This window comes from Mesorhizobium sp. CNPSo 4684 (assembly GCF_057784315.1).
On sequence record NZ_JBWLUX010000001.1, the window covers coordinates 263,170 to 285,536 of the forward strand.

The 22,367-nt window shown below is 62.6% G+C and carries 22 protein-coding genes; 11 read left to right on the plus strand and 11 right to left on the minus strand.

What is annotated here, in order from left to right:
• Positions 1 to 237 precede the first annotated feature (237 nt).
• Positions 238 to 462, plus strand: a complete 225-nt coding sequence (locus tag AC04SG_RS01405) for a hypothetical protein (protein ID WP_488549619.1) — start codon at positions 238 to 240, stop codon at positions 460 to 462.
• Between the two features lie 65 nt (positions 463 to 527).
• Here AC04SG_RS01405 and AC04SG_RS01410 read toward each other — a convergent pair whose 3' ends face one another.
• From AC04SG_RS01410 to AC04SG_RS01425, 4 genes are read right to left on the minus strand one after another with little or no spacing between them, the layout of a single operon-like run.
• Entirely contained in the window at positions 528 to 896 is a 369-nt protein-coding gene (locus AC04SG_RS01410; RefSeq protein ID WP_436262185.1) for a helix-turn-helix domain-containing protein, read from the minus strand.
• The gene (locus AC04SG_RS01415) at positions 897 to 1,415 is read right to left on the minus strand and encodes a Smr/MutS family protein (protein WP_488549620.1); all 519 of its coding nucleotides are present in this window, start codon (positions 1,413 to 1,415) and stop codon (positions 897 to 899) included.
• Positions 1,412 to 2,515: a murein transglycosylase A gene (gene mltA / locus AC04SG_RS01420; RefSeq protein WP_488549621.1), complete on the minus strand. Its 1,104-nt coding sequence runs from the start codon at positions 2,513 to 2,515 to the stop codon at positions 1,412 to 1,414. The genes AC04SG_RS01415 and mltA overlap by 4 nt, the downstream gene beginning before the upstream one ends.
• Positions 2,516 to 2,539: 24 nt before the next feature.
• A complete protein-coding gene (locus AC04SG_RS01425; protein WP_488549622.1) occupies positions 2,540 to 3,244 on the minus strand; it encodes a Tim44/TimA family putative adaptor protein in 705 nt (234 codons plus the stop codon).
• A 198-nt stretch (positions 3,245 to 3,442) separates the two neighbouring features.
• On the opposite strand from AC04SG_RS01425, the gene AC04SG_RS01430 reads away from it, so the two are divergent.
• The gene (locus AC04SG_RS01430; RefSeq protein WP_488549623.1) at positions 3,443 to 3,943 is read left to right on the plus strand and encodes an FxsA family protein; all 501 of its coding nucleotides are present in this window, start codon (positions 3,443 to 3,445) and stop codon (positions 3,941 to 3,943) included.
• A 426-nt stretch (positions 3,944 to 4,369) separates the two neighbouring features.
• Positions 4,370 to 4,873 carry a protein-export chaperone SecB gene (secB, locus tag AC04SG_RS01435; RefSeq protein WP_112393905.1) on the plus strand — a complete coding sequence of 168 codons (504 nt, stop codon included), beginning with the start codon at positions 4,370 to 4,372 and terminating at the stop codon, positions 4,871 to 4,873.
• A 105-nt stretch (positions 4,874 to 4,978) separates the two neighbouring features.
• On the opposite strand, the gene dnaQ is transcribed toward secB, so the two are convergent.
• The 5 genes from dnaQ to AC04SG_RS01460 form a co-directional block, all read right to left on the minus strand.
• Complete coding sequence (gene dnaQ / locus AC04SG_RS01440) at positions 4,979 to 5,683, minus strand: DNA polymerase III subunit epsilon (protein ID WP_488549624.1); 705 nt, start codon at positions 5,681 to 5,683, stop codon at positions 4,979 to 4,981.
• Between the two features lie 219 nt (positions 5,684 to 5,902).
• The gene (gene coaE / locus AC04SG_RS01445) at positions 5,903 to 6,487 is read right to left on the minus strand and encodes a dephospho-CoA kinase (protein ID WP_488549625.1); all 585 of its coding nucleotides are present in this window, start codon (positions 6,485 to 6,487) and stop codon (positions 5,903 to 5,905) included.
• A gap of 13 nt (positions 6,488 to 6,500) precedes the next feature.
• The gene (locus AC04SG_RS01450; protein ID WP_488549626.1) at positions 6,501 to 7,328 is read right to left on the minus strand and encodes a shikimate dehydrogenase; all 828 of its coding nucleotides are present in this window, start codon (positions 7,326 to 7,328) and stop codon (positions 6,501 to 6,503) included.
• Positions 7,321 to 7,920 (minus strand): Maf-like protein, encoded by a 600-nt coding sequence (locus tag AC04SG_RS01455; RefSeq protein WP_488549627.1) that lies wholly within the window; start codon positions 7,918 to 7,920, stop codon positions 7,321 to 7,323. Before AC04SG_RS01455 ends, AC04SG_RS01450 begins: the two co-directional genes overlap by 8 nt.
• Before the next feature lie 251 nt (positions 7,921 to 8,171).
• Positions 8,172 to 8,993 carry a pyruvate, water dikinase regulatory protein gene (locus tag AC04SG_RS01460; RefSeq protein ID WP_192251860.1) on the minus strand — a complete coding sequence of 274 codons (822 nt, stop codon included), beginning with the start codon at positions 8,991 to 8,993 and terminating at the stop codon, positions 8,172 to 8,174.
• Positions 8,994 to 9,393: 400 nt separating this feature from the next.
• Here AC04SG_RS01460 and hemE point away from each other — a divergent pair, with 400 nt between their 5' ends.
• The 3 genes from hemE to rho all read left to right on the plus strand — a co-directional run bounded on the left by hemE (position 9,394) and on the right by rho (position 12,480).
• Positions 9,394 to 10,425, plus strand: coding sequence for a uroporphyrinogen decarboxylase (gene hemE, locus AC04SG_RS01465; RefSeq protein WP_488549628.1), 1,032 nt, complete (start codon positions 9,394 to 9,396; stop codon positions 10,423 to 10,425).
• Between the two features lie 59 nt (positions 10,426 to 10,484).
• Entirely contained in the window at positions 10,485 to 10,973 is a 489-nt protein-coding gene (gene hemJ, locus AC04SG_RS01470) for a protoporphyrinogen oxidase HemJ (RefSeq protein WP_488549629.1), read from the plus strand.
• A gap of 241 nt (positions 10,974 to 11,214) precedes the next feature.
• Complete coding sequence (gene rho, locus AC04SG_RS01475) at positions 11,215 to 12,480, plus strand: transcription termination factor Rho (protein WP_112560220.1); 1,266 nt, start codon at positions 11,215 to 11,217, stop codon at positions 12,478 to 12,480.
• A gap of 146 nt (positions 12,481 to 12,626) precedes the next feature.
• On the opposite strand, the gene AC04SG_RS01480 is transcribed toward rho, so the two are convergent.
• Complete coding sequence (locus AC04SG_RS01480) at positions 12,627 to 14,642, minus strand: thioredoxin domain-containing protein (protein ID WP_488549630.1); 2,016 nt, start codon at positions 14,640 to 14,642, stop codon at positions 12,627 to 12,629.
• A gap of 69 nt (positions 14,643 to 14,711) precedes the next feature.
• Between AC04SG_RS01480 and mnmE the strand changes: the two genes are divergently transcribed.
• From mnmE to AC04SG_RS01505, 5 genes are all read left to right on the plus strand, one after another.
• Positions 14,712 to 16,034 carry a tRNA uridine-5-carboxymethylaminomethyl(34) synthesis GTPase MnmE gene (gene mnmE, locus AC04SG_RS01485; protein ID WP_488549631.1) on the plus strand — a complete coding sequence of 441 codons (1,323 nt, stop codon included), beginning with the start codon at positions 14,712 to 14,714 and terminating at the stop codon, positions 16,032 to 16,034.
• A gap of 435 nt (positions 16,035 to 16,469) precedes the next feature.
• Positions 16,470 to 18,344, plus strand: a complete 1,875-nt coding sequence (gene mnmG / locus AC04SG_RS01490; protein WP_488549632.1) for a tRNA uridine-5-carboxymethylaminomethyl(34) synthesis enzyme MnmG — start codon at positions 16,470 to 16,472, stop codon at positions 18,342 to 18,344.
• A complete protein-coding gene (rsmG, locus tag AC04SG_RS01495) occupies positions 18,341 to 18,973 on the plus strand; it encodes a 16S rRNA (guanine(527)-N(7))-methyltransferase RsmG (protein WP_488549633.1) in 633 nt (210 codons plus the stop codon). Before mnmG ends, rsmG begins: the two co-directional genes overlap by 4 nt.
• A gap of 68 nt (positions 18,974 to 19,041) precedes the next feature.
• Positions 19,042 to 19,839, plus strand: coding sequence for a ParA family protein (locus tag AC04SG_RS01500; protein ID WP_112560215.1), 798 nt, complete (start codon positions 19,042 to 19,044; stop codon positions 19,837 to 19,839).
• A gap of 63 nt (positions 19,840 to 19,902) precedes the next feature.
• Positions 19,903 to 20,790: a ParB/RepB/Spo0J family partition protein gene (locus tag AC04SG_RS01505; RefSeq protein WP_142867517.1), complete on the plus strand. Its 888-nt coding sequence runs from the start codon at positions 19,903 to 19,905 to the stop codon at positions 20,788 to 20,790.
• A 362-nt stretch (positions 20,791 to 21,152) separates the two neighbouring features.
• Here the strand turns inward: AC04SG_RS01505 and AC04SG_RS01510 are convergent, their stop codons facing one another.
• Entirely contained in the window at positions 21,153 to 22,256 is a 1,104-nt protein-coding gene (locus tag AC04SG_RS01510) for an ISNCY family transposase (RefSeq protein WP_488549634.1), read from the minus strand.
• Positions 22,257 to 22,367 lie beyond the last annotated feature (111 nt).

A 22,367-nucleotide genomic window follows, 5' to 3' on the forward strand; every position in this document is an offset into this window, starting at 1 on the left:
AGCGGCTGCCGTCATTGATGACTTCGCCAATTACTAACGTTGCAGCAAACGGCGGCGACGCCGAAGCTAGTCCCTTCTCCCCGTCACTATACGGGGAGAAGGTGCCGGCAGGCGGATGAGGGGCAGCACCAGCGCGCGCCCGAACCGCCTCCAAAAAAATTTCACAGTCACCATGAACCAAACCGTCTCCGCCGGCGACACACAGCCGTAACCAGAACCCAACCAAGGAGACTTCCAATGACTTCTTTCCTGCGCACTGCTTTCCTTGCCGCCGTCGCGGTGTCGTCCCTGGCCGGGTCGGCCTTGGCCGATCAGACCATCACCTGCTCCAACACCAAGACCAACGACTGGTGGGCTGGCCGTTGCTGCAGCGCCGGCACTGCGGATTGCCTTGGCCACGAGAGCCATGGCCGCGACCATCACGACAATGGCGGCCGTGGTAGCACTGCCGGCAAGAAGTGATGCAACGTCTCGCCGGCGATCGCCTCTCCAATTGAGGCGAACGCCGGCAAGCGCCTCATGCCATCCTATCCAGTGCGTCCAAGCGCCGCCCGGATCGACGCTGTGATGCGGCGAAGCTCGGCTTCGTCCAGCTTCTCGATGTTTTCAGCCAGCAGATTGGCAAGTTCCGTTGCGGCCGGGCTGAGCCCGGACGTATCGAGTTTTACGCGCGGGTGCGAGGCCTCGGCCAGCCGCGCCAGCTCCTCGGCATCGTCCCAGATGACGTTGAAATAGCCGATGATCTTCTGGATCAGCGTCCAGGTCGGCGCACCGCGGCGGCCATGCTCCAACGCCGACAAATAGGCGGCGGAAACACCGATCGCCTGCGCCATATCCTTCTGACGGACACCGCGCTCGGCTCGAAGCGCCCGAAGTTTTTCGCCGAACGGCGTCATTTAGCGTACTCGCCTGAGCCGGACATAGAGCGCGCCCGAACCGCCATGGTTGCGGGCGGCGTGGTCGTGGCTGGAGACCAGCGGCCGGAAGGCAGGCGTCGACAGCCAGGCCGGCACGGCGCGCCGCAAGACGCCGTCGCCGCCCGATGACGAACCTTTTCCCGTAATGATCAGGACATAGCGAATGCCGCCGGCATGCGCCCGGTGCAAAAACGAAAACAGCAGCGAATAGGCCTCGTCCTGCGTCATGCCATGCAAATCGACGCGGCCTTCGATTGGCACCCGGCCTTTCTTCAACTTGTCCAGCGTCGGCTCGTCCAGCGCATGCGACACATGTTGTGCCTTCGGCTTGGCGGCAACGACCGCGCTGACAGCTACCGGTGCTTGGGCCGGTTTGGGGTCGGCAACGATGTCGGGGATGTCGACCGCCATCCTGCCCTTCAGCGGCCGGGCGGTCCGCGCCACCAGGTTCCACAACACCCGGTCGTCCTCGCTGAGCCGATCGGGGCGCTTGCTCATCGATTCGTCTCCGAAACGAGAGCTCTTGGAACCAGCGCATAGAAATCCGCCTCGTTGCGCACGACCCCAGCGATCTCGCCGGCGGCATCGCCTGAACCGGCGAAGAGATCGCCGCGCGCCGGTCCGGTGATGGCCGAGCCGGTGTCCTGCGCGATCATCAACCGCCGGAAAGGCTTCTTGTCGAACGCTGTCAGCCTCGGTGCATCGATATAAAAGGGCGTGCCAAATGTGTGCAGCAGCCGGTCGACCGCGAGCGAGCGGCCCGGCGTCAGCGGCACCTTGGCGGCGGCGATCGGACCGAGCGTCGCGTCGTCGACCGCTGCTTCGCGAAAGAAGATGTAGGAGCGGTTCTGCCAGAGGATCTCGTCGATGCGGTCGGGATGCGACCCGAACCAGGCGCGGATCGACTGCATGGTCACTTTTTCGAGCGGGATCTCGCCGAGATCGGCGAGGATCTTGCCTGGCCCCGTAAAACGCTGGCCGGATTTGGCGGCATAGGTGACGCGGCAAAGCCGACCGTCGGTCATCTTCAGTCTGGCGGCGCCCTGCACATGGATGAAGAACGCATCGACTTTTTCCGCAAGCCAGGCGATTTCCAGGCCTTTGCCGGCCAGCGCGCCGCGCTCGATCTGGCCACGGTCGAAATACTCGACCGGCCCCTGCGGCGTGTCACGGGCAAAGGCCAGATACTCGTCCATGCCCTCCTCGGGACGGTTGGCACCGTCGATGTCGATGAGATCGCCCGGCCGCGCCAAAAGCGGCACCGTGAATTGATCGGTGCGCACCGGCGAGGCCTCGACCTCCGGCTCGTAGAAGCCGGTGACCAGACCCGCATTTTCAGCCTGAACCTTGGCTGGAACGAAATGACGCTCGAAGAAATCCTTGGCTGCCGACCGATTCGCCGGCGAAACGGAACGCGCCTCGTCATAGGCGCCGGCAAAGGCGTCGAACCGGACACCGAGCGAACCGGTGCGATAAGGCTTGGTCGGGACATGACAGGCCGAACGGCGGAAGGCTTCGAAGGCGGCAAGGTGATCGTCCGCAGCCCAGCCGGGAAGATCATCAAAGGATTTCTCGACGAAAAGGGACGATAGCGACACCGTGGCCCCGCCAATGTCCGGGATTCAGTCTTCTTCCTCGGTGGCGACCAGCTTCCAGTTCGGATCGCGCGAACGTGTGTCGCGGGCAAAGGTCCAGACATCCTTGACCTCGGCCACCGTCTCGGGATCGCCATCGATGACAGCACCCGCCTTGTCGCGGGTCGCCGAAATCAGCTCGCTGACGATGCGCAGCGTGATGTGGGCCTCGCCACCCTTCATCTCGGCCGAGACGATGTCGGCCTTGTCGATGCCGACGAAGGAGGACTGGATCTTTTCGGCTTTCGCCTCGCGGTCGCCTATTGCGGCCACGAAACCGTCAAAAACCTCACGCGACAAAAGGTTCTTCAGCGTTTTGCGGTCGCCATCGGCATAGGCCATGACGATCATCTCATAGGCCATCTTGGCGCCGTCGACGAAACCCTTCGGGTCGAAGGACGGATCATTGTCCTTGATCGCGCGCAGGCCTCTGTTCAGATCGGTGTCGGGCTTGGCGAAAGCGTCGATGGCCGCATAGGTCTCGGCAGCCGTCTCGCCCGGCAGGCGCTTGCGCGGCAGTGAAACCACATTTTCGGGCTTTTGGGTCGCGTCCTTGTCGTTGCGGCTGGCCGTGTAAGGATCGAAGGGCGGGCGTTCGCTGCCCGTGCGGCGGCCGAGCACGTTGCGCAGCTGGAAAAAGATCACCACTGCGGCAATCAGAAAGAAAATGGTGCCGAAGTCGAAGAATCCCATATCTTTCGCCACTCAATCCCTGACCTGGCCGGGACCGCCGGCCAATCCGGGCCGCGGTCGCATAGCGTTCAACATGCAAAGCATATAGAACGCATGGCGCAATCATTCAAATCAAAGGCAGGCATACCTATCTAACGGCCTCAGTGCCAGCGGCGATTGTACGCCGTCCGGCAAAACATGGAAACGATCGGTCAAGACTTGCGCACTTCCTTCCTCCCTCTGTTCCTGCTTGCTCTGCCGCTGCTGGAAATCGCCGGTTTCGTCATTGTCGGCCGCGAGGTCGGGGCGCTGGCGACGGTCGGCCTGGTGCTGGCTTCCAGCCTTGCCGGCGTGCTTCTGCTCAGGCACCAGGGTTTTGGCGTCATGGCGCGGGTGCGCGCCGAGATGGCCGGCGGCGGCGACCCCAGCCGCCAGTTCGCGCACGGGGCCATGATCGTGGTCGCCGCGATCCTTTTGATCATTCCCGGCTTCATCACCGACATTATCGGCCTGCTTCTGTTCCTGCCGCCGGTGCGTGACCTTGCCTGGAGCAGGCTCAAGGGCCGCATCGTCGTCGCCACCGATTTCACCACCGGTGGTTTCCGCGGCAGGTCGCGCGACAAGGTCATCGATCTCGACGACGGCGACTATTCGCGCGAGGACGATTTCAAGCGCGGCCCGGATCATAACTCGCCATGGCGCCGCCTGAAGGACGATTAGATCGCAGTTGTTGGGTTTTGAACTGTCGTTCGGAAGTCGGCGCTGCCCCTCATTGCCCTGCCGGACGTTCGTCATTCGAAAAGCCAAGCAGTTGGCTTTTCGTCCGCTTCGCGGACCATTCCTCAACTCCCGGTATAGTGACGGGGAGAAAGAGGCTGGCCGCAGCCTTGGCGCCATTCCTGCAACGCTGGTGATTGGCGAAATCATCGATGAGATCGCCCCTCTCCCCGTCACTATACGGGGAGAGGATGCCGGCAGGCAGGTGAGGGGCAGCTCTAACTTCGACGAGTTTCTTCGACAAAGTCGAAGTGGACGAATGCCCGGAGTCCGAAGGCGGCAAACCTTGTCTTGTCATGCCGACCATGCTAGCCAACGCCCGATTTCAATTCGGTCAGCGCTGCTGCCCAGGCAAAAGGATCAAGGCTCATGGCCAGCAAAGATGACGCGCCGGTCGGCGCCGCCAACGGCAACAACGGCGAAACGGCGCAGCCGTCGCTCAACGTGCTCGCCCAGTATGTGAAGGACCTGTCCTTCGAAAGCCCCGGCGCGCCGAACTCGCTGCGCGGCCGCGACAAGGCCCCCGGCATCGCCATCAACGTCAATGTCAACGCCAACCCGCTCTCCGACAAGCAGTTCGACGTCAATCTGACGTTGAACGCCAAGGCCTCCTTCGACCAGGAAGTGCTGTTCAATGTCGAGCTGGTCTATGGCGGCGTCTTCGCTATCTCAGGCTTCCCGCAGGAACACATGCTGCCGATCCTGTTCATCGAATGCCCGCGGCTCTTGTTCCCCTTCGCCCGCCAGATCATCGCCGAAGCCACCCGCAATGGCGGCTTCCCGCCGCTGATGCTCGACCCGATCGATTTCGCGCAGATGTTCCAGCAGAAGCTGGCCGAGGACCAGGCGGCCTCGAAGGTCAAGGTGAGCTAAGAAGGCTCTACGCTAGTGTTTGAAAAGCCCGGCCTTGTGCCGGGCTTTTTGTTTGAGACGTTGGTGGGACAGCACGCTCTGGTTTAGCCGAAGCCCTCGGGAGTCTCACCCCGCAGCCACCTTCAGCCACAGCGCCTTCTCCCCAAGCGTCGCCACCAGACCGGCATGCGCTGCGCGCTCGCCCTCAGTCAGGCGTGGCGGCAGGGCGATCGGCCGGGCGGCGATCGAGATGTCGATGTCGGCGACGTCACCATTGCTATTGACCTGCACCGCCACCGTTTCGAGGATGAGCGCCGCCTGCTTGCCGCCGATGAGCTCGATGTAGACTTCGGCCAGCAGTTCGGAATCGAGCAGCGCGCCGTGCTTGGTGCGGTGGCCGTTGTCGATGCCGTAGCGGCGGCAGAGCGCATCGAGCGAATTGGGACCCATCGGGTGCTTGCGTCGCGCCAGCGCCAGCGTGTCGACGACGCGCCCCGTATCGATGACCGGCTGGCCGAGCCGGCCGAACTCGGTGTTGAGGAAGCCGACATCGAAATTGGCGTTGTGGGCGACGAGCTTGGCGCCATCGGTAAAGGACAGCCATTCCTCGGCGATTTCGGCAAAGGTCGGCTTGCCGACCAGGTCGGCGGCGCTGATGCCGTGCACGGCCTGCGCCTCGTGATGAACGGCGCGCCCTTGCGGGTTGATGAATTTGTGGAAGGTGCGCCCGGTCGGGAAGCGGTTGACCAGTTCGACCCCGCCAAGCTCGATAATGCGGTCGTCGCGCATGTCGAGGCCGGTGGTTTCCGTATCGAAGATGATCTCACGCATCGAATCAGCTCACTCCTAAGGGAGTAGAATCATAGAGCGGAACAAAATGGCAATGGGCTATACCCTTTTTCCCTTCTCCCCTTGTTGTGGGAGAAGGTGGATCGGCGCGCAGCGCCGAGACGGTTGAGGGGTGTTCCCAGCGGAGTGAGACGTAGAAACACGGTTGCTCATCCGTCGCCTTCGGCGACACCTTCTCCCACAGGGGGAGAAGGGAAAGCGTCAGCGCCTAGAAAGTTCGGCAATGATGGCGTCGACAGCTGCGCGGGCCGTGTCCATCCCTTCGCCGGTGTCGATGACGAAATCGGCCAGCCGGCGTTTTTCGGCGTCGGGCACCTGCTTAGCCAGGATCGCCGCCAGCTTTTCCTCGCTCATGCCAGGCCGCGCCAGCACACGAGCGCGCTGAACCTCCGCCGGCGCGGTGACGACGACGACCTTGTCGACGCGGTTGCGGCCGCCGGTTTCGAACAGCAGCGGAATGTCGAGCACGATCAGCGGCGCGCCGGCGGCGCGGTGTCTTGCCAGAAAGGCATCGGCGTCGGCGCGGACCAGCGGGTGGATGATTGTCTCCAATGTCTTCAGCGCGGCGGTGTCACCCAGCACCCGCGCGCCTAATTTCGCACGGTCTACGACGCCGGACACGGTGGTGCCGGGAAAGGCTGCTTCGACCAAGGGCGCGGCCTTGCCGGAATAGAGCCGGTGCACGGTCTCGTCGGAATCATGCACTGGCACGCCTGCGTCGGCGAACATCTTCGCCGTCGTCGACTTGCCCATGCCGATCGATCCGGTAAGGCCGAGCACGATCATGTCTTGGCGTCCATCATTTGCCGACGATGTCGGCGACGATCATCTGCCGCAATTCGGCAGTGACCTCCGGCTTCTGGCCGAACCAGCGCTCGAAGCCAGGCACGGCCTGGTGCAGCAGCATGCCGAGCCCGTCGACCGTTTTCAGTTTTCTCGCGCGGGCGGCGGCGAGAAGCGGCGTCTCCAACGGCACATAGACAATGTCGGCGACAATGGCGTGGCGAGGCAGGCCTGCCGGATCGGCGGCGAGCGTGGCATCGCCATGCATGCCGAGCGCCGTGGTGTTGACGAGCAGGCCGGCATCGGCAAGCAGGTCTCCGACCGCGCCATGCGCCGTGACGCCGGCGCCGAAGCGGTCTGCCAGTTCCTGCGCCCGCGCCAAAGTGCGATTGACGATGCGGATATCCCTGACGCCACGCACCTTCAGCGCGTGGATGACCGCGCGCGACGCGCCACCGGCGCCGAGCACCACGGCCGGGCCATTCTTGTCCCAGCCCGGCGCGTGCTCGTCGAGATTGCCGGCAAAGCCTATCCAGTCCGAATTGCCGCCCCACAACACGTCGTCTTCCAGCCACAGCATGTTGACGGCGCCGATCATGTCAGCCGCTTCGTCGCGGCGCTCGACCCGGGCGAAGGCGACTTCCTTGTGCGGGATGGTGACGTTGCCGCCCTGGTAGCCGTTGGCCTGCAGCGATGTGAGGAATGCGGGAAAATCGGCCGGCGCGACATCGATGGCGCGGTAGCTGCCGTCGATGTCGTATGTCTTCAGCCAGTAGCCGTGAATCTTCGGCGAACGCGAATGCGCGATCGGGTGGCCGGTGACGAAAGCTTTTCTCTCAACCATCGATGGCTCCGAGCGCCCGCAATTCCTTGAGCACCGGCAAGAGCGGCAGGCCGACAATGGTGAAATAGTCGCCTTCGATCTTTTCGAACAGCTGGATGCCTTCGCCCTCGATCTGGTAAGCGCCGACGCTGGAGAGCGCCTTGGCGCCGACGCGGGCCAAATGCCGGCCGATGAAAGCCGGATCGAGCTTGCGCATGGTCAGGCTGGCTATGCCGACATGGCGCCACAGCACCTTGCCGTCGCGGCACAGCACCACGGCGCTGTTCAGTTGATGGGTCTTACCGGACAGCGCCAAGAGATGGCGGCGGGCGCCTTCCGTGTCAGCCGGCTTGTGGAACACTTCATCTCCCAGTGACAAAGTCTGGTCGCAGCCGAGCACCAGCGCCCCCGGTCTGCGCTCGCTGACTTCGGTGGCCTTGGCCTCGGCGAGGATCAGGGCGACATCCTCCGGCGACACGCCGCTATCCTGCAACGGCGCCTCGAGCGCGCGTTCATCGACATCGGCCGGGACGGCTTCGATGTCGAGCCCGGCATTGACGAGCATTGCTTTGCGGAACGGACTGCCGGAAGCGAGGATGATTTTTTCGGTCATTTTAGCACTCGGCGCAGGGGCGGTTGGATTTCAGTCTGCAACGTCTACGCCGCCCCTCATTGTCCTGCCGGACATTTCTCCCCGTAAAGAGACGGGGAGAAAGGACCAATTGTTGCCACGCCGGCGATTGGCGAAACCATCGAAGGCAGCGCCCCTCTCCCCGTCACTATACGGGGAGAGGATGCCGGCAGGCAGGTGAGGGGCAGCGCCGAACCTCCACCAGGAAGAGCGCAAACTCATTCTTCGCTCATCTATCTATTCTTCCCCCGCAGGGCAACAATGGCCGCTGCCGTCTCCTCGATCGAGCGGCGGCTGACGTCGATCATCGGCCAGTTGTGGCGGGTGCAGATCTGGCGGGCATAGGCGAGCTCTTCGGTGATCAGCGCGCGGTCGACATAGTCCGAAGCTTCGTAGGTGCTGCTGTTGCCGAGCACGCGGTTTTGCCGGACATGCGAGATGCGTTCGGCGGTGGCGATCAGGCCGACGATCAGCGGCTTGCTGGCGGCGACCAGGCTTTCCGGCACCGGCACGCCGAGCACAATCGGGATGTTGGCGGTCTTGATGCCGCGGTTGGCGAGATAGATGCTTGTCGGCGTCTTCGATGTCCTGGAAATGCCGATCAGAACGATGTCGGCATCGTCCATATTGGCCGGCAGCTGGCCGTCATCATGCTCCATGGTGAAGTTGAGCGCATCGATGCGGCGGAAATAGTCGGCGTCGAGCACATGCTGGGCGCCGACGCGCCGGCCGGCCGGAGTGCCGAGATAGGACTGGAAGACGGTAAGCACCGGCTCCAGTACCGAGACGCAGGGCAGGCCCATCGCAGCACAACGCTCGTCAATGCCGCGCGCCAGCTTCTGGTCGACGACGGTGTAGAGGATGATGCCCGGTTCCTCCTCAATGTCCTCGAACACTTTCGCCACCTGCTTCTCGGTGCGGATGAGCGGATAGATGTGCTCGATGGCGCGCGCATCCTTGTATTGCGCCGAGGCTGCCCGGCCGGCCGCCAGCAGCGTTTCGCCGGTGGCGTCGGAAATCAGGTGCAGGTGGAAGAAGCTCTGGGGTTTGTTCACAGGGGGCACCTGGGGCTGTGGGCTGGTGTGGATAAACAGGGACCGGAAAGGCGACCGGCTGGAGGCGACTGTATCAGAAGGCAGGTTGTCCACAATTCGATGCGCTGTCGGCTTCGTCGGGCGGTTGGGGACAAATCTGGGGACGGGGATTCTTGCCAGCGCTTCGTCCACAGAGCCCGTTTTGCACGGCTGGCGTCAAGCCCTTGACTCCAGTGATGGAATCTCGGTCATCCACACTCTCCGCCAATCCCTGGGAAGAAGCACGCGACAATATGCTGGCTGGCCTTTTCCAGGGCGAAGCGGGACAGGTGACAACCACCACAACCAACAGACTCTTAGAAACAGAAGATTCTAGAAATAGACTATTTAATTATAGAGAAGGCAGGGAAGAGAGCGCTCAATGCCCGAGAACCGCATCATGCTGGACGTGCTGAGAGGCAAGGCAGCGTTTCCGCCGCCGCTCTGGATGATGCGTCAAGCCGGGCGTTATCTGCCGGAATATCGCGAGACCAGAAAGCGTGCCGGATCCTTTCTCGATCTCTGCTACAATCCCGACCTTGCCGTCGAAGTGACGCTGCAGCCGATCGAACGCTTCGGCTTCGATGCCTCGATCCTGTTCTCCGATATTCTGGTCGTGCCGCATGCGCTGGGCCGCGATGTGCGCTTCGAAGAAGGCCGCGGACCGCTGCTGACGCCGATCAATGCGGCCGAGATTTCCCAGCTCAACAGCGAAACGTTTCACGTGAATCTCTCGCCCGTCTACGAGACGGTTCGCCGATTGCGGGCAAAACTGCCTGACGAGACGACATTGATCGGCTTCTGCGGCGCGCCGTGGACAGTGGCGACCTATATGATCGCCGGCCATGGCACGCCTGACCAGGCACCGGCCCGGCTGTTTGCCTATCGCGAGCCGGTCGCGTTCCACCAGCTCCTGAAAGTTTTGGCTGATCATTCGGCGGCCTATCTGATCCGCCAGATCGAGGCAGGCGCCGATGTGGTGCAGATTTTCGATTCCTGGTCCGGCGTGCTCGACGATGCGTCATTCGACCTCTTTTGCGTTGCGCCGGTGGCTGAGATCGTCCGCCAGGTAAAGGCAGTCCATCCGGACGTCCCGATCATCGGTTTTCCCAAAGGCGCCGGTGCTCACTACCAGAGCTATCGACAGAAGACCGGTGTCACGGGGCTGGGGATCGACTGGACCGTACCCCTGGCAGCAGCGAAGGCATTGCAGGCCGGTGGCGCCGTGCAAGGCAATCTCGATCCCTTGCGGCTCGTGGCTGGCGGCAAAGCCCTGTCCGACGGCGTCGATGCGATTTTGAAGACGCTGGGCGACGGACCGCTGATCTTCAATCTCGGCCACGGCATCACGCCGGAGACGCCGGTGGCGCATGTCGAGGCGATGGTGAAGCAGGTTCGAGGCGCGACACGCTGATGGCTCAGTCGAACGATACGGGCAACGCTGCCGGGAGCACGGGTCAGGCGATGGTGCGCATGTCCATTGGCATCGGAGTGCTGGTAGCTCTCACCGCACTTTTGTTTTTCTTCGCGCCCGAGGGTTTTTATCCTTGGGCGAAGGCGATCCATATCCTCGCCGTCATCTCCTGGATGGCGGGCATGCTCTATCTGCCGCGGCTGCTGGTCTATCACGCCGATGCCGAGAAAGGTTCGGTTCAGTCTGAAACTTTCAAGGTGATGGAGCGGCGCCTGCTGCGCGGCATCATCAATCCGGCCATGGTCATCACCTGGGTGTTCGGCCTGTGGATGGCCTGGAAGATATTTGGTTTCCATGGCGGTTGGCTGCACGCCAAGATCGGTTTGGTGTTTCTGTTGTCCGGCGTGCATGGGTATCTGGCTGGCGCTGTCCGCAAATTTGCTGAGGATCGCAACGAAAAACCGGCAAGGCACTGGCGGATCGTCAACGAGATCCCCACATTGCTGATGATCGCCATTGTGATCCTGGTTGTCGTCAAGCCGTTTTAGGCGTTTGTTTGACGCAATTCCCAAGGGAAGCGCTGCGCGCTTTTCCCGGGAAAACCGCCAACACTTTTCCTGGAATTGGTTTTATCGGCGTCACAAAACGCAGCTTGCTCTTTCAAACGACCGACGATACAAGACGGGTCTTCCTTCCCGTCATGCGCCGCCCATTTCGATTTTCGGCCGCGCCCGGCATTTGTCGCATCCAGCCGATATTTCCCTCAAAAAGCCTACTCAGAGTCCGTCTATGCAAGAAATGAAACTCGCAGAGTTCAAGAACAAGAAACCGCCAGAGCTGATCGCTTATGCCGAATCGCTCGAGGTGGAAAACGCCAGCGTCATGCGCAAGCAGGAGCTGATGTTCGCCATCCTGAAGAAACTGGCCGCCCAGGAAATCGAGATCATCGGTGACGGCGTGGTCGAGGTGCTGCAGGACGGTTTCGGTTTCCTGCGCTCCGCCAACGCCAACTACCTGCCCGGTCCCGACGATATCTACATCTCGCCCTCGCAGATCCGCCGCTTCTCGCTGAAGACCGGCGACACCGTCGAGGGGCCTATCCGCAGCCCGAAAGAGGGCGAGCGCTATTTCGCGCTGCTGAAGGTCAACACCATCAATTTCGACGATCCCGAAAAGATCCGTCACAAGATCCATTTCGACAATCTGACGCCGCTTTATCCGACGAAGCGGCTGAAGATGGAGATCGACAATCCGACCAGCAAAGACATCTCGCCGCGCGTCATCGACCTGGTGGCGCCGATCGGCAAGGGACAGCGCGCGCTGATCAACGCGCAGCCGCGCACCGGTAAAACCGTGCTGATGCAGAACATCGCGCATTCGATCACCGCCAACCATCCGGAATGCTATCTGATCGTGCTTCTGATCGACGAGCGGCCGGAGGAAGTGACCGACATGCAGCGCTCGGTGAAGGGCGAGGTGATCTCCTCGACCTTCGACGAACCGGCGGTGCGCCACGTCCAGGTCGCCGAAATGGTCATCGAAAAGGCCAAGCGCCTGGTCGAGCATGGTCGCGATGTCGTTATCCTGCTGGATTCGATCACCCGCCTCGGCCGCGCCTACAACACCGTGGTGCCGTCATCCGGCAAGGTGCTGACCGGCGGTGTCGACGCCAATGCGCTGCAGCGGCCGAAGCGCTTCTTCGGCGCCGCCCGCAACATCGAGGAAGGTGGTTCGCTGACCATTATCGCCACCGCGCTGATCGACACCGGCAGCCGCATGGACGAAGTCATCTTCGAAGAGTTCAAGGGCACCGGCAACTGCGAAATCCAGCTCGACCGCAAGGTCGCCGACAAGCGCATCTATCCGGCCATGGACATCTTGAAGTCCGGCACTCGCAAGGAAGACCTGCTGGTCTCCAAGCAGGACCTGCAGAAGATCTTCGTTCTGCGCCGCATCCTGGCGCCGATGGGCACCACCGACGCAATCGAGTTCCTCATCGACAAGCTGAAGCAGACCAAGACGAATGCGGATTTCTTCGATTCGATGAATACGTAAGCTTACCCTCCCCTTGTGGGGAGGGTCGATCCGCGAAGCGGGCGGGGTGGGGGTCTGCGCGACGAACGCGCTTTACGAGCGTCTCACGATCTTCGCTTCGCTGCGATCATGAGCCGACCCTCCCCACAAGGGGAAGGTAAGAGGCGCTACCGCCGCAACAACTGCTCCAACTCTTCGGCACTCGTCACCACCGGCAAACACACCTGTCCTGTGCACAGCCAGGCGCCCGGTCTATCGGTCGGCGGCAAGACACCACCCGGCAAAGTCGGTCGATTCGCCTCCGTTCCGATTGCCACAACGATATCGACCCGGCGCGGGTCAGGATTCCGATTCGCAACCGGAACGAGGCTTGGACTCTCTGACGAATCGACCAGCACCAGCTTCAAGGGCTCGAGCGCCAGGGCACAGGCGTTAACGATGCCTGCCTGGCCATAGGACTGCTGCCCGGCCCGACCCATGGCGTGTTCGGCGACCCGCCACGCTTTGTCCTGCAGATCGAAATCGCCGGTAACCGAGGCCAGCCGCACCAGGGCTTCGATGATCTGGCTGGTGGCCGAAGAAATCGCCTCGTCGACATCGCCGCGGATGCGGATCGGCACATCGGTGCTGTCGGACGCCGTCAGGTAGTAACCGGTCCCGTCGCTGTCCCGGTGCCAGCGATCCAGCTGGTCGATGAACTGCCTCGCCCGATCGACATAGGTCGAATCGCCTGTCGCTTCGAACAGCGCGATCGCCGCATTGGTCATCGCGGCATAGTCGCTGGACAGTGCGGGGAACAGTTTTTTGGCGCCGAGCATGGAGTGAGGCAGGCGGCCGTCCTGGCTGGCTTGGGCAATGTGATCGAATGCCTTTGCGGCCGCGTCGATCCAGTCGCGCCGGTCCAGCGAGCGGCCGGCTTCGGCGAGCGCCGCAATCATCAGGCCATTCCAGTCGGTCAGCGCCTTGCCGTCCCTGCCCGGCCGGATGCGCTGCTCCCGCGCTGCCAACAACCTTGCCTTCAACGGGATGAGCAGCTCCCGGTCAAGCACACTCTGGCTTTGTTGCGCGCCCGTCTGATGGACAATCGGTTTGCCTTCCCAGCCATGCGGCGCGGAGAGCGTGAAGTATTTGAAAAACAAGGCTGAATCGTCGCCGAGCAAGGTTTCGAGCTCATCCTTGCTCCAGGTATAGAAAAGCCCCTCCTCGCCGTCGCTGTCGGCATCGAGGCTGGCGGCGAAGGCGCCGCCGTCGACGCGCATTTCGCGCAGCAGCCAGGCGACCGTGTCTTCGATTCGTATCCGGAACAAATCGTTGCCGGTCGCGGCATAGGCCCAGTTGCACAGGCGGATCAGCTGCGCATTGTCGTAGAGCATCTTCTCGAAATGCGGCACCAGCCACTCGGCATCGGTGGAATAGCGGCTGAGCCCACCACCGACATGATCGTAAATGCCGCCGGCCAGCATCTTTTCCAGGCTGATGAGAACGGCGTCGCGATGCGATGCGACGCCGTCGCGCAGCCAGGACAGCCACAGCGTGTGCATGAACGGCGCGTTGGGAAACTTCGGCGCGCCGCTTAAGCCGCCGAGATCGCGGTCGATCATGCCGTCGACGCGGCCGGCGAGATCGCTGAGCGTCGCTTTCTCGAGCACAGCCTTGGCGTGGGCGCCGGCCAGGCGCGCCTCAACGTGATTGGTCAGGCCGTCGGCGCTCTGGTCCAGGCTTTCCCGCTTCTCGCGCCAGGCCTTGTCGACCGCTTCCATCACCTGGATGAAGCCCGGGCGGCCATAACGCGACTCGCGCGGGAAATAAGTGCCGCCCCAGAACGGCTTGCCGTCCGGGTTGAGGAACATTGTCAGCGGCCAGCCGCCCTGCTCGCCCATCGACGACAGAGCGGCCATATAGATCTGGTCGATGTCCGGCCGCTCCTCGCGATCGACCTTGATATTGATGAACAGCCGGTTCATGACGGCGGCGACTTGGTCGTTTTCGAAACTTTCATGCGCCATGACATGGCACCAGTGGCAGGCGGCGTAGCCGATCGAGAGCAGGATTGGCCGCTGCAAAGCCTTGGCTTCAGCCAGTGCCGCCGGCGACCAGGCCCGCCAATGCACGGGATTGCCGCTGTGCTGCTGCAGATAGGGGCTGGCTTCTTCGGCAAGCAGGTTTTGCGCAGGCAAGGTCACGGGCGGGCAAGCTCGGTTTGGCGGTGTCGGAATGGGTTTCAAGCTAGGGCGATTGGCTAGAGCGGGCAAATGATTTCAGACGATTCGATAGTTGCACTGTCCAGCGGCCGCCTCCCCGCGGGCATCGCTGTCATTCGCATTTCCGGGCCGAAGACTCGATTCGTTGTCGAAACGATAGCCGGGGGCATGGTTAAGGACCGGGTTGCCGCCTTGCGCAAGCTCCGGGCGGCCGACGGATCGCTGATCGACAACGGCCTAGTGCTGTTCTTTCCCGGGCCGGCCAGTTTTACCGGCGAAGATGTCGCCGAATTCCACGTCCATGGCGGCCGCGCCGTTGCCGGCAGGATGCTGGAGACGATCGCCGGCTTTGACGGTGTGCGTCATGCCGAGCCGGGCGAATTCACGCGCCGTGCCTTTCTCAACGGCAAGCTCGACCTGGTCGAGACCGAGGCGCTTGCCGATCTGGTCAATGCCGAAACCGAAGCGCAGCGCCGCTTTGCGGTGCAGAATGCCGAGGGTGCGCAAAGCGCGCTCTATCTCGGATGGCGCCGGCGGCTAATTCATGCACGGGCAATGATTGAGGCTGAGATCGACTTCTCTGACGAGGAGGACGTCCCCGGGTCCGTTTCGGATATGGTCTGGTCGGATGTCCGGGCGATGATTGATGAGATCAGCCGCCATATCGACGGTTTCCATGCCGCGGAAATCATTCGCGACGGTTTCGAGGTCGTCATCCTCGGCGCGCCGAATGCGGGTAAGTCCAGTCTGTTCAACGCGCTGGCCCGGCGTGAGGCCGCGATCGTCACCGATGAACCAGGCACGACGCGGGATTTGCTTGAGGTGGTGCTGGACCTCAACGGCGTGCGGGTAAGGGTAACCGACACGGCTGGCCTGCGCGAAGCGCCGGGCAAGGTCGAAGCCATCGGCATCGAGAAGGCACGCGCCAAGGCGCAGGCGGCGGACCTGATGTTGCTGCTGGAAGATCTGGCGAACCCGGTCGCGATCGGTGACATCCCAGCCGACATCCCGGCTTTGAGGGTCGGCTCCAAGGTCGACCTGCAGAAGGGCGCGCCACCGTCGGGTGCCTATGACGCGTTGATATCGACGGTGGAAGGCACGGGGTTAGCCGAACTGCTGGCGGAGATCGGAGCGCGCGCCGCCGCCGCGATCGGCGATGCCGGTGACATCCTGCCGTCACGGTTGCGGCATGTGGAGTTGCTCAGCGAGACCAGGCGCTTTCTGACCTCGGCTTTGTCGGGGCAAGAGCGAGACCAGGAGTTGCGGGCGGAAGAGCTACGCCTTGCTGCGGACCGACTAGGTCGTATCGTCGGTGCGGTCGATGTCGAGGATTTGCTCGACGTGATCTTCTCGCAGTTCTGCATTGGAAAGTGACTCACGTGAAACAGTGCGGCGCTGCGCATGGGTGATTCACGTGAAACATGGCTGCCGGGTCGTTTCACGTGAAACAAGCACTCACCCTCTCCGGAAGTAAGCGCCGCCCCTCATTGTCCTGCCGGACTTTTCTCCCCGTTTGGTGACGGGAGAAAGATGATGTCATCGACGGTTTCGCTATCTGCCAACGTGGAGGTTTGGCGCCGACGCGGAAGCCCATCCTTCCTTCCCGTTATTATACGGGGGGAAGGTGCCGGCAGGCGGATGAGGGGCAGCGCTGTCCAAAAGTGATTATCCACCAAGGCTTTGACTCACGTGAAACACCGCGAGCGTAGTACTTTCGTGCGATCTCACGTCAAACGATAGCCCTGCCATCCTTGACAGCGCCGCCTCGCAGGGACATGTGTCGGGCAATCTCTGAATCTGGAACGGAAAATGATCGATCACTATGATGTGGTTGTGGTGGGCGGCGGCCATGCCGGGTGCGAGGCGGCCAGTGCTTCGGCGCGCGCCGGCGCCAGGACGGCGCTGGTCACGCTGCGCTTCGACACGATCGGCGTCATGTCTTGCAATCCCGCGATCGGCGGGCTCGGCAAGGGCCATCTGGTACGTGAGATCGACGCCATGGACGGGCTGATGGGGCGGGTCGCCGATGCGGCCGGCATCCAGTTTCGGCTGCTCAACCGCCGCAAGGGCCCAGCGGTTCGTGGGCCGCGCACGCAGGCCGACCGCAAGCTTTATCGGCTGGCCATGCAGGAAGCGATTCGGCAGCAGAACGATCTCGATGTCGTCGAGGGGGAGGTTCTGGACTTCGAGATCGACAACGGACGAATCGCCGCCGTGCTGCTGGCCGACGGGCGGCGGCTGGTCTGTGGCGCCGTCGTGCTGACCACTGGGACCTTCCTGCGCGGCCTTATCCATATTGGCGAGAAGAAAATCGTCGCCGGTCGCATGAACGAGCAGGCCAGCCTTGGCCTGTCGGCAACGATGAGCCGCGCGGGATTTGCGCTCGGCCGACTGAAGACCGGCACACCGCCGCGGCTCGATGGCCGCACCATCGACTGGGAGTCGCTGGAAAGTCAGGCGGCGGATGAGCATCCCTCGCCGTTCTCGCTGCTGACCGATACGATCAAGAATCCGCAGGTCCATTGCGGCATCACCCGCACGACGCCGGCCACCCACGACCTTATCCGCGCCAATCTCGGCCGCTCGGCCATGTATTCCGGCTCGATCGAAGGGGTCGGTCCGCGTTATTGCCCGTCGATCGAGGACAAGATCGTCAAGTTCGGCGATCGCGAAGGCCACCAGATTTTCCTCGAGCCGGAAGGGCTCGACGACGTCACCGTCTACCCCAATGGCATCTCGACCTCCCTGCCCGAGGATGTGCAGCTCGACATTCTGAAGACGATCCCGGGTCTGGAGCGGGCGACCATGCTGCAGCCGGGCTATGCCATCGAATACGACCATGTCGATCCGCGCGAGCTCGAGCCGACGTTGGAGACCAAGCGCATCGCCGGCCTGTTCCTGGCCGGGCAGATCAACGGCACCACCGGCTATGAAGAAGCCGGCGCGCAAGGCTTGCTCGCCGGGCTGAATGCCGCGCGCAAGGCGTCGGCCGGTGACCAGATCGTGCTCAGCAGGACCGAGGCCTATATCGGCGTGATGGTCGACGATTTGACCAGCCGCGGCATTGCCGAACCCTACCGCATGTTTACGTCGCGGGCTGAGTTCCGGCTTTCGCTGCGCGCCGACAATGCTGACGAGCGCCTGACGCCGCTGGCGACGAAGCTTGGAATTGTATCGCAAGAGCGAACGCAGCGGTTCAACCAAGTCACCGTTGACCTTGAGAAGGCGCGCGAACTGGCGGTTGCTACGACTATGACGCCCAATGAAGCGGCGCGTCACGGGCTGGAGGTCAACAGAGACGGTGTGCGCCGCTCCGCCTATGAGTTGCTGGCCTATCCAGGCGTGGATGTTGCCTGGTTGACCCGCGTCGCGCCGGCATTCGGCGCCATCGACGCCAAGACCGCAGAGCGGCTCGAAACGGAAGCGAAATATTCGGTTTACCTCGATCGTCAGCAGGCTGATGTCGCGCAGATCCGGCACGAGGAAAGCCGGCTGATCCCTACCTCTGTCGATTTTGCAAATGTTCCAGGACTTTCTAATGAGCTGAAGCAGAAGATGCGGACGCGGCAGCCGCGCTCGATTGCGGATGCGCAGCGCATGGAGGGCATGACGCCGGCGGCGCTGGCGATCATCGTCGCGCATGTCCGCAATGCCGAGTCGGCTTCGCAAAGGGCCGTTGCGTGAGCGCTGCCTCATGGACGGGCCTGCAGGAAGCAGCGGGACCGGTTTCACGTGAAACATTCGAACGTCTGGTGGCGTTCCAACAGCTGTTCCTGAAATGGAACCGCACCATCAACCTTGCCGCGCCATCGACGCTGGACGATGTCTGGGGCCGCCATATCCTGGACAGCGCGCAACTGGCGCGAATCGCACCTGAGGCAAAACGCTGGGCCGATCTCGGTTCGGGCGGCGGTTTTCCGGGCCTGGTGCTGGCTTTCCTGTTGGTCGAGCGGGACGGGGCGTCGATCGATCTGGTCGAGAGCAACCGCAAGAAAGCATCGTTCCTGCAGGCGGTGATCGGCCAGTTCGGTTTGCCGGCTCGGGTCGTCGCCCGGCGCATCGACGACAGCTATACTCTTGTTTCCACGCCGGAAATTGTCACAGCGCGGGCGCTTGCCGCCCTACCCGCGCTGCTCGATCTGTCGGCGCCATGGCTGACCAAGGGGTCGAGGGCGCTGTTCCACAAAGGCCGGGATTACCGCGCCGAAGTGGAAGAAAGCACTCACCGCTGGGCCTTCGATCTGGTAGAACATCCGAGCATGACCGACGCCCATGGCGTCATCCTCGAAGTGACCGATCTGCGGGCTGCGTAGGCTTCCCTTCGCAACCGCTTTGGCGACCCTTTTGGTGACCCCGCGAAATGAATATTTGGCATAGACCCATGAAAACTGGCCCCCGCATCATCACCGTCGCCAACCAGAAGGGCGGCGTCGGCAAGACCACCACTGCCATCAATCTGGCCACGGCGCTGGCCGCCATCGGCGAAAAGGTGCTGATTGTCGATCTCGACCCGCAAGGCAATGCCTCGACGGGTCTCGGCATCGACCGCAAGGACCGCACGGTGTCGTCCTATGACGTGCTGACCGGCGAGCTTGACCTGGAAGCCGCAGCAATCCCGACGGCGGTGCCCGGCCTGTCGATCGTGCCGTCGACGCTCGACCTGCTCGGCATCGAGATGGAAATCGCCTCGGCGCCCGACCGGGTGCTCAAGCTGCGCAATGCGCTGCGTGCCGCGTCCGAGCGTGGCGCGCCATTCGGCTATGTGCTGATCGACTGCCCGCCATCGCTCAACCTTTTGACTTTGAATTCAATGGCGGCAGCCGATTCTGTTCTTGTGCCGCTGCAATGCGAATTCTTCGCGCTGGAAGGTCTCAGCCAATTGCTCGAAACGGTCGAGCAGGTGCGCCGCACGATCAATCCGGATCTGATCATCCAGGGCATCGTGCTGACCATGTATGACGGCCGCAACAACCTCGCCAACCAGGTGGTGCAGGATGTCCGCGCGCATATGGGCGACAAGGTTTATGAGACCATCATTCCGCGCAATGTGCGGGTGTCCGAGGCGCCGTCCTACGGCAAGCCGGCGATCCTCTATGATTTGAAGTGCTCGGGCAGCCAGGCCTATCTGCAACTGGCCTCCGAAGTGATCCGCCGCGAGCGTAAATTGCGCGCCGCTTGATTAGGATGGGCTTATAAACCAAGCCGATTCGATCCCGAAACGATTTCAAGATCTGGAACAGAGATGAGCGAAGACCTTTCGAGAAAAAGACTGGGGCGGGGACTGGCGGCGCTGATCGGCGAGATCGATCGTCCGGCGGCAGCTGAAAAGCCGGCCGCGAATGCGGACGGCAAGGTGCCGATCGAGTTTCTGAGCCCGAATCCGAAAAACCCGCGCCGGCATTTTGGCGACGCCGATCTGACCGACTTGGCGCAATCGATCCGCGAGCACGGCGTGGTGCAGCCGGTGGTGGCGCGACCGTCGCCGACGCAGGCCGGCCGCTACGAGATCATCGCCGGCGAGCGGCGCTGGCGCGCCGCTCAGCGCGCCGGGCTGACCGAGATCCCGATCATCGTGCGCGACGTCAACGACCGCACGGCGCTCGAACTGGCGATCATCGAGAACGTCCAGCGCACCGACCTCAACCCGGTCGAGGAGGCGCTCGGTTATCAGCAGCTGATCGACGACCACGGCTACACCCAGGCCGATCTCGGCAATGTCATCGGCAAGAGCCGCAGCCATGTCGCCAACACGCTGCGGCTACTCAAGCTACCCGACGTTATCAGGGACATGCTGGTCGATGGCGCGTTGTCGGCCGGCCACGCCCGCACGCTGGTAACGGCGCAGGATCCGGCCGGTCTGGCCAAGCAGATTGTCGAGGAAGGGCTTTCGGTGCGCCAGGCCGAGGCGCTGGCGCAGATGCCGGCAGGCGGCACGCCGCCCAAGGCCAAGCCGGCGCAAGGCGGGTCGGACAAAGATGCCGACACGCTGGCACTGGAAAAGCTGATGACCGACACGATCGGCATGATCGTGACCATCGAGCACAAGGGCAAGGGCGGCGCGATCCGCGTGAATTATCGCAGCCTGGAGCAGCTCGACGAGTTGTGCCGGCGGTTGAAGGACGAGCGCTAGGCGATTGAGGCGCCACGGTATTTAGCCGGCGAATGAAGTTTTGGCTTAAGCTTAGGTTTTAGCGCTGATATATTGGTGATAAACACGGAGAATGGCGCCTGTCGCCTCGCCGGGTTCAGGATTGATCGCGAATGCCAGGGGCTGAACGCCACGATGTGGTTTGAGACGTCGGCGGGACAGCGCCCTCTGGCTTGCCGGGCGTTAGTCGCTCGAAAAGCTAAGCAATTGGCTTTCCGTCCGCTGCACGGACCACTCCTCAACCCCACGGGGGGAGATCGAAACGTTGCCGCTGCTTTCGCCAATCGCCAGCATTGGCGTTGCGGCTGTCGATAGCTAATCAAGTTGTCCGGTTTGGTAGCACATCATTTGTCCGCTTCTGTTTTGCGTCGAAGCGGTTCACGCGGCTTGCCTGATGGGGCAAGTTTCCTCGATTGCGGCGCCATCAGGCCTGTATCGCGCAATGCGGCGCGCGGCAGCTGCAATCGCAGCCGCGCGAAAGCGATCGTGTTGTCGCGGGCAACGACGCGCTCCTCCTCGATGCACAGGATCTGGGCCAGTTGTTGCGGGTCGGCGGCGACAAAGGCGCTGTCTTCGACCGCTGCCGGCCTGGCGAAGCGGGCATTGTGGGCCGGCAGATAGGTCTGTGCGATGAAGCGGTTGGCGGCCTCGATATCGGCAATGCCGGCCAGTGCCAGTTCCCTCGGCAGCCGGTCCTGCAAGGTCGAGAACATCCGCTCCGAGCGGCCCCGCGCTTCAGGAGAATAGGCTGGAATATGTTCGATGCCGAGCCGCCCGAGCGCCCGGCCGACCTGGGTCAAGCGGATCTTGTCGACAGCCCCGCCGGCCTTGAGCGTCACGAAATAGTGGCTGCCGCGATCGCTGTAGAGGCTCGATGGCAGTCCCTTGGCAACGAACGTCTCCAGGAGCCCCTGAAAGCTCGACGCCGTGCCTTCCTCCTCGATCAGGAAGGCCGAATAGATCGTGCTCGTCGCATCGTCCATCGTCACGATCAGATCCAGCATCGGCCCACCCGCCAGCCATTGATGACGGCTGCCATCCTGATGCAGCATCATTCCCTCGCACGGCTTGCGTTCGCGCTTGCGCCGGTGAGCACCGCGCCGCTTGGCCCGTTCCACCAGCCCAGCCGCATGAAGCTGCGTCTTGATGAAGGTGTAGCCCCAGCTGAAATCGTGATCGCGCAGCAGGTGCTCGTGGAAATGCTTCACGTTCCAGCCAAGGTAACGATGGCGATAAAGCTCCAGCATCTCCTCGATCGCTTCCGCTGGCACCCGGCGCGTCGAAAGCTTGCCCAAACGCCGGTCGAGCAACCCAGCGTCCCCGGCCTCTTCATATCGGTCGCGATAACGCCGGAATTGCCGCTCCGACATGCCCAGCAACTCGCCTGCCTCCATCATCGAAAGGTCGCCGCCATTCCAGCGGCTCAAAACATCCCGAAACTTCTGCATTCTCCGGTCCTGTAGCCATGCTGCCCGCTTCATCCCCAGCCTCCATTCGCTGGCGATAAAACCGGACAACTCGCGTGCTACCTAATCCGGACAACTCGTGTGCTTACGACA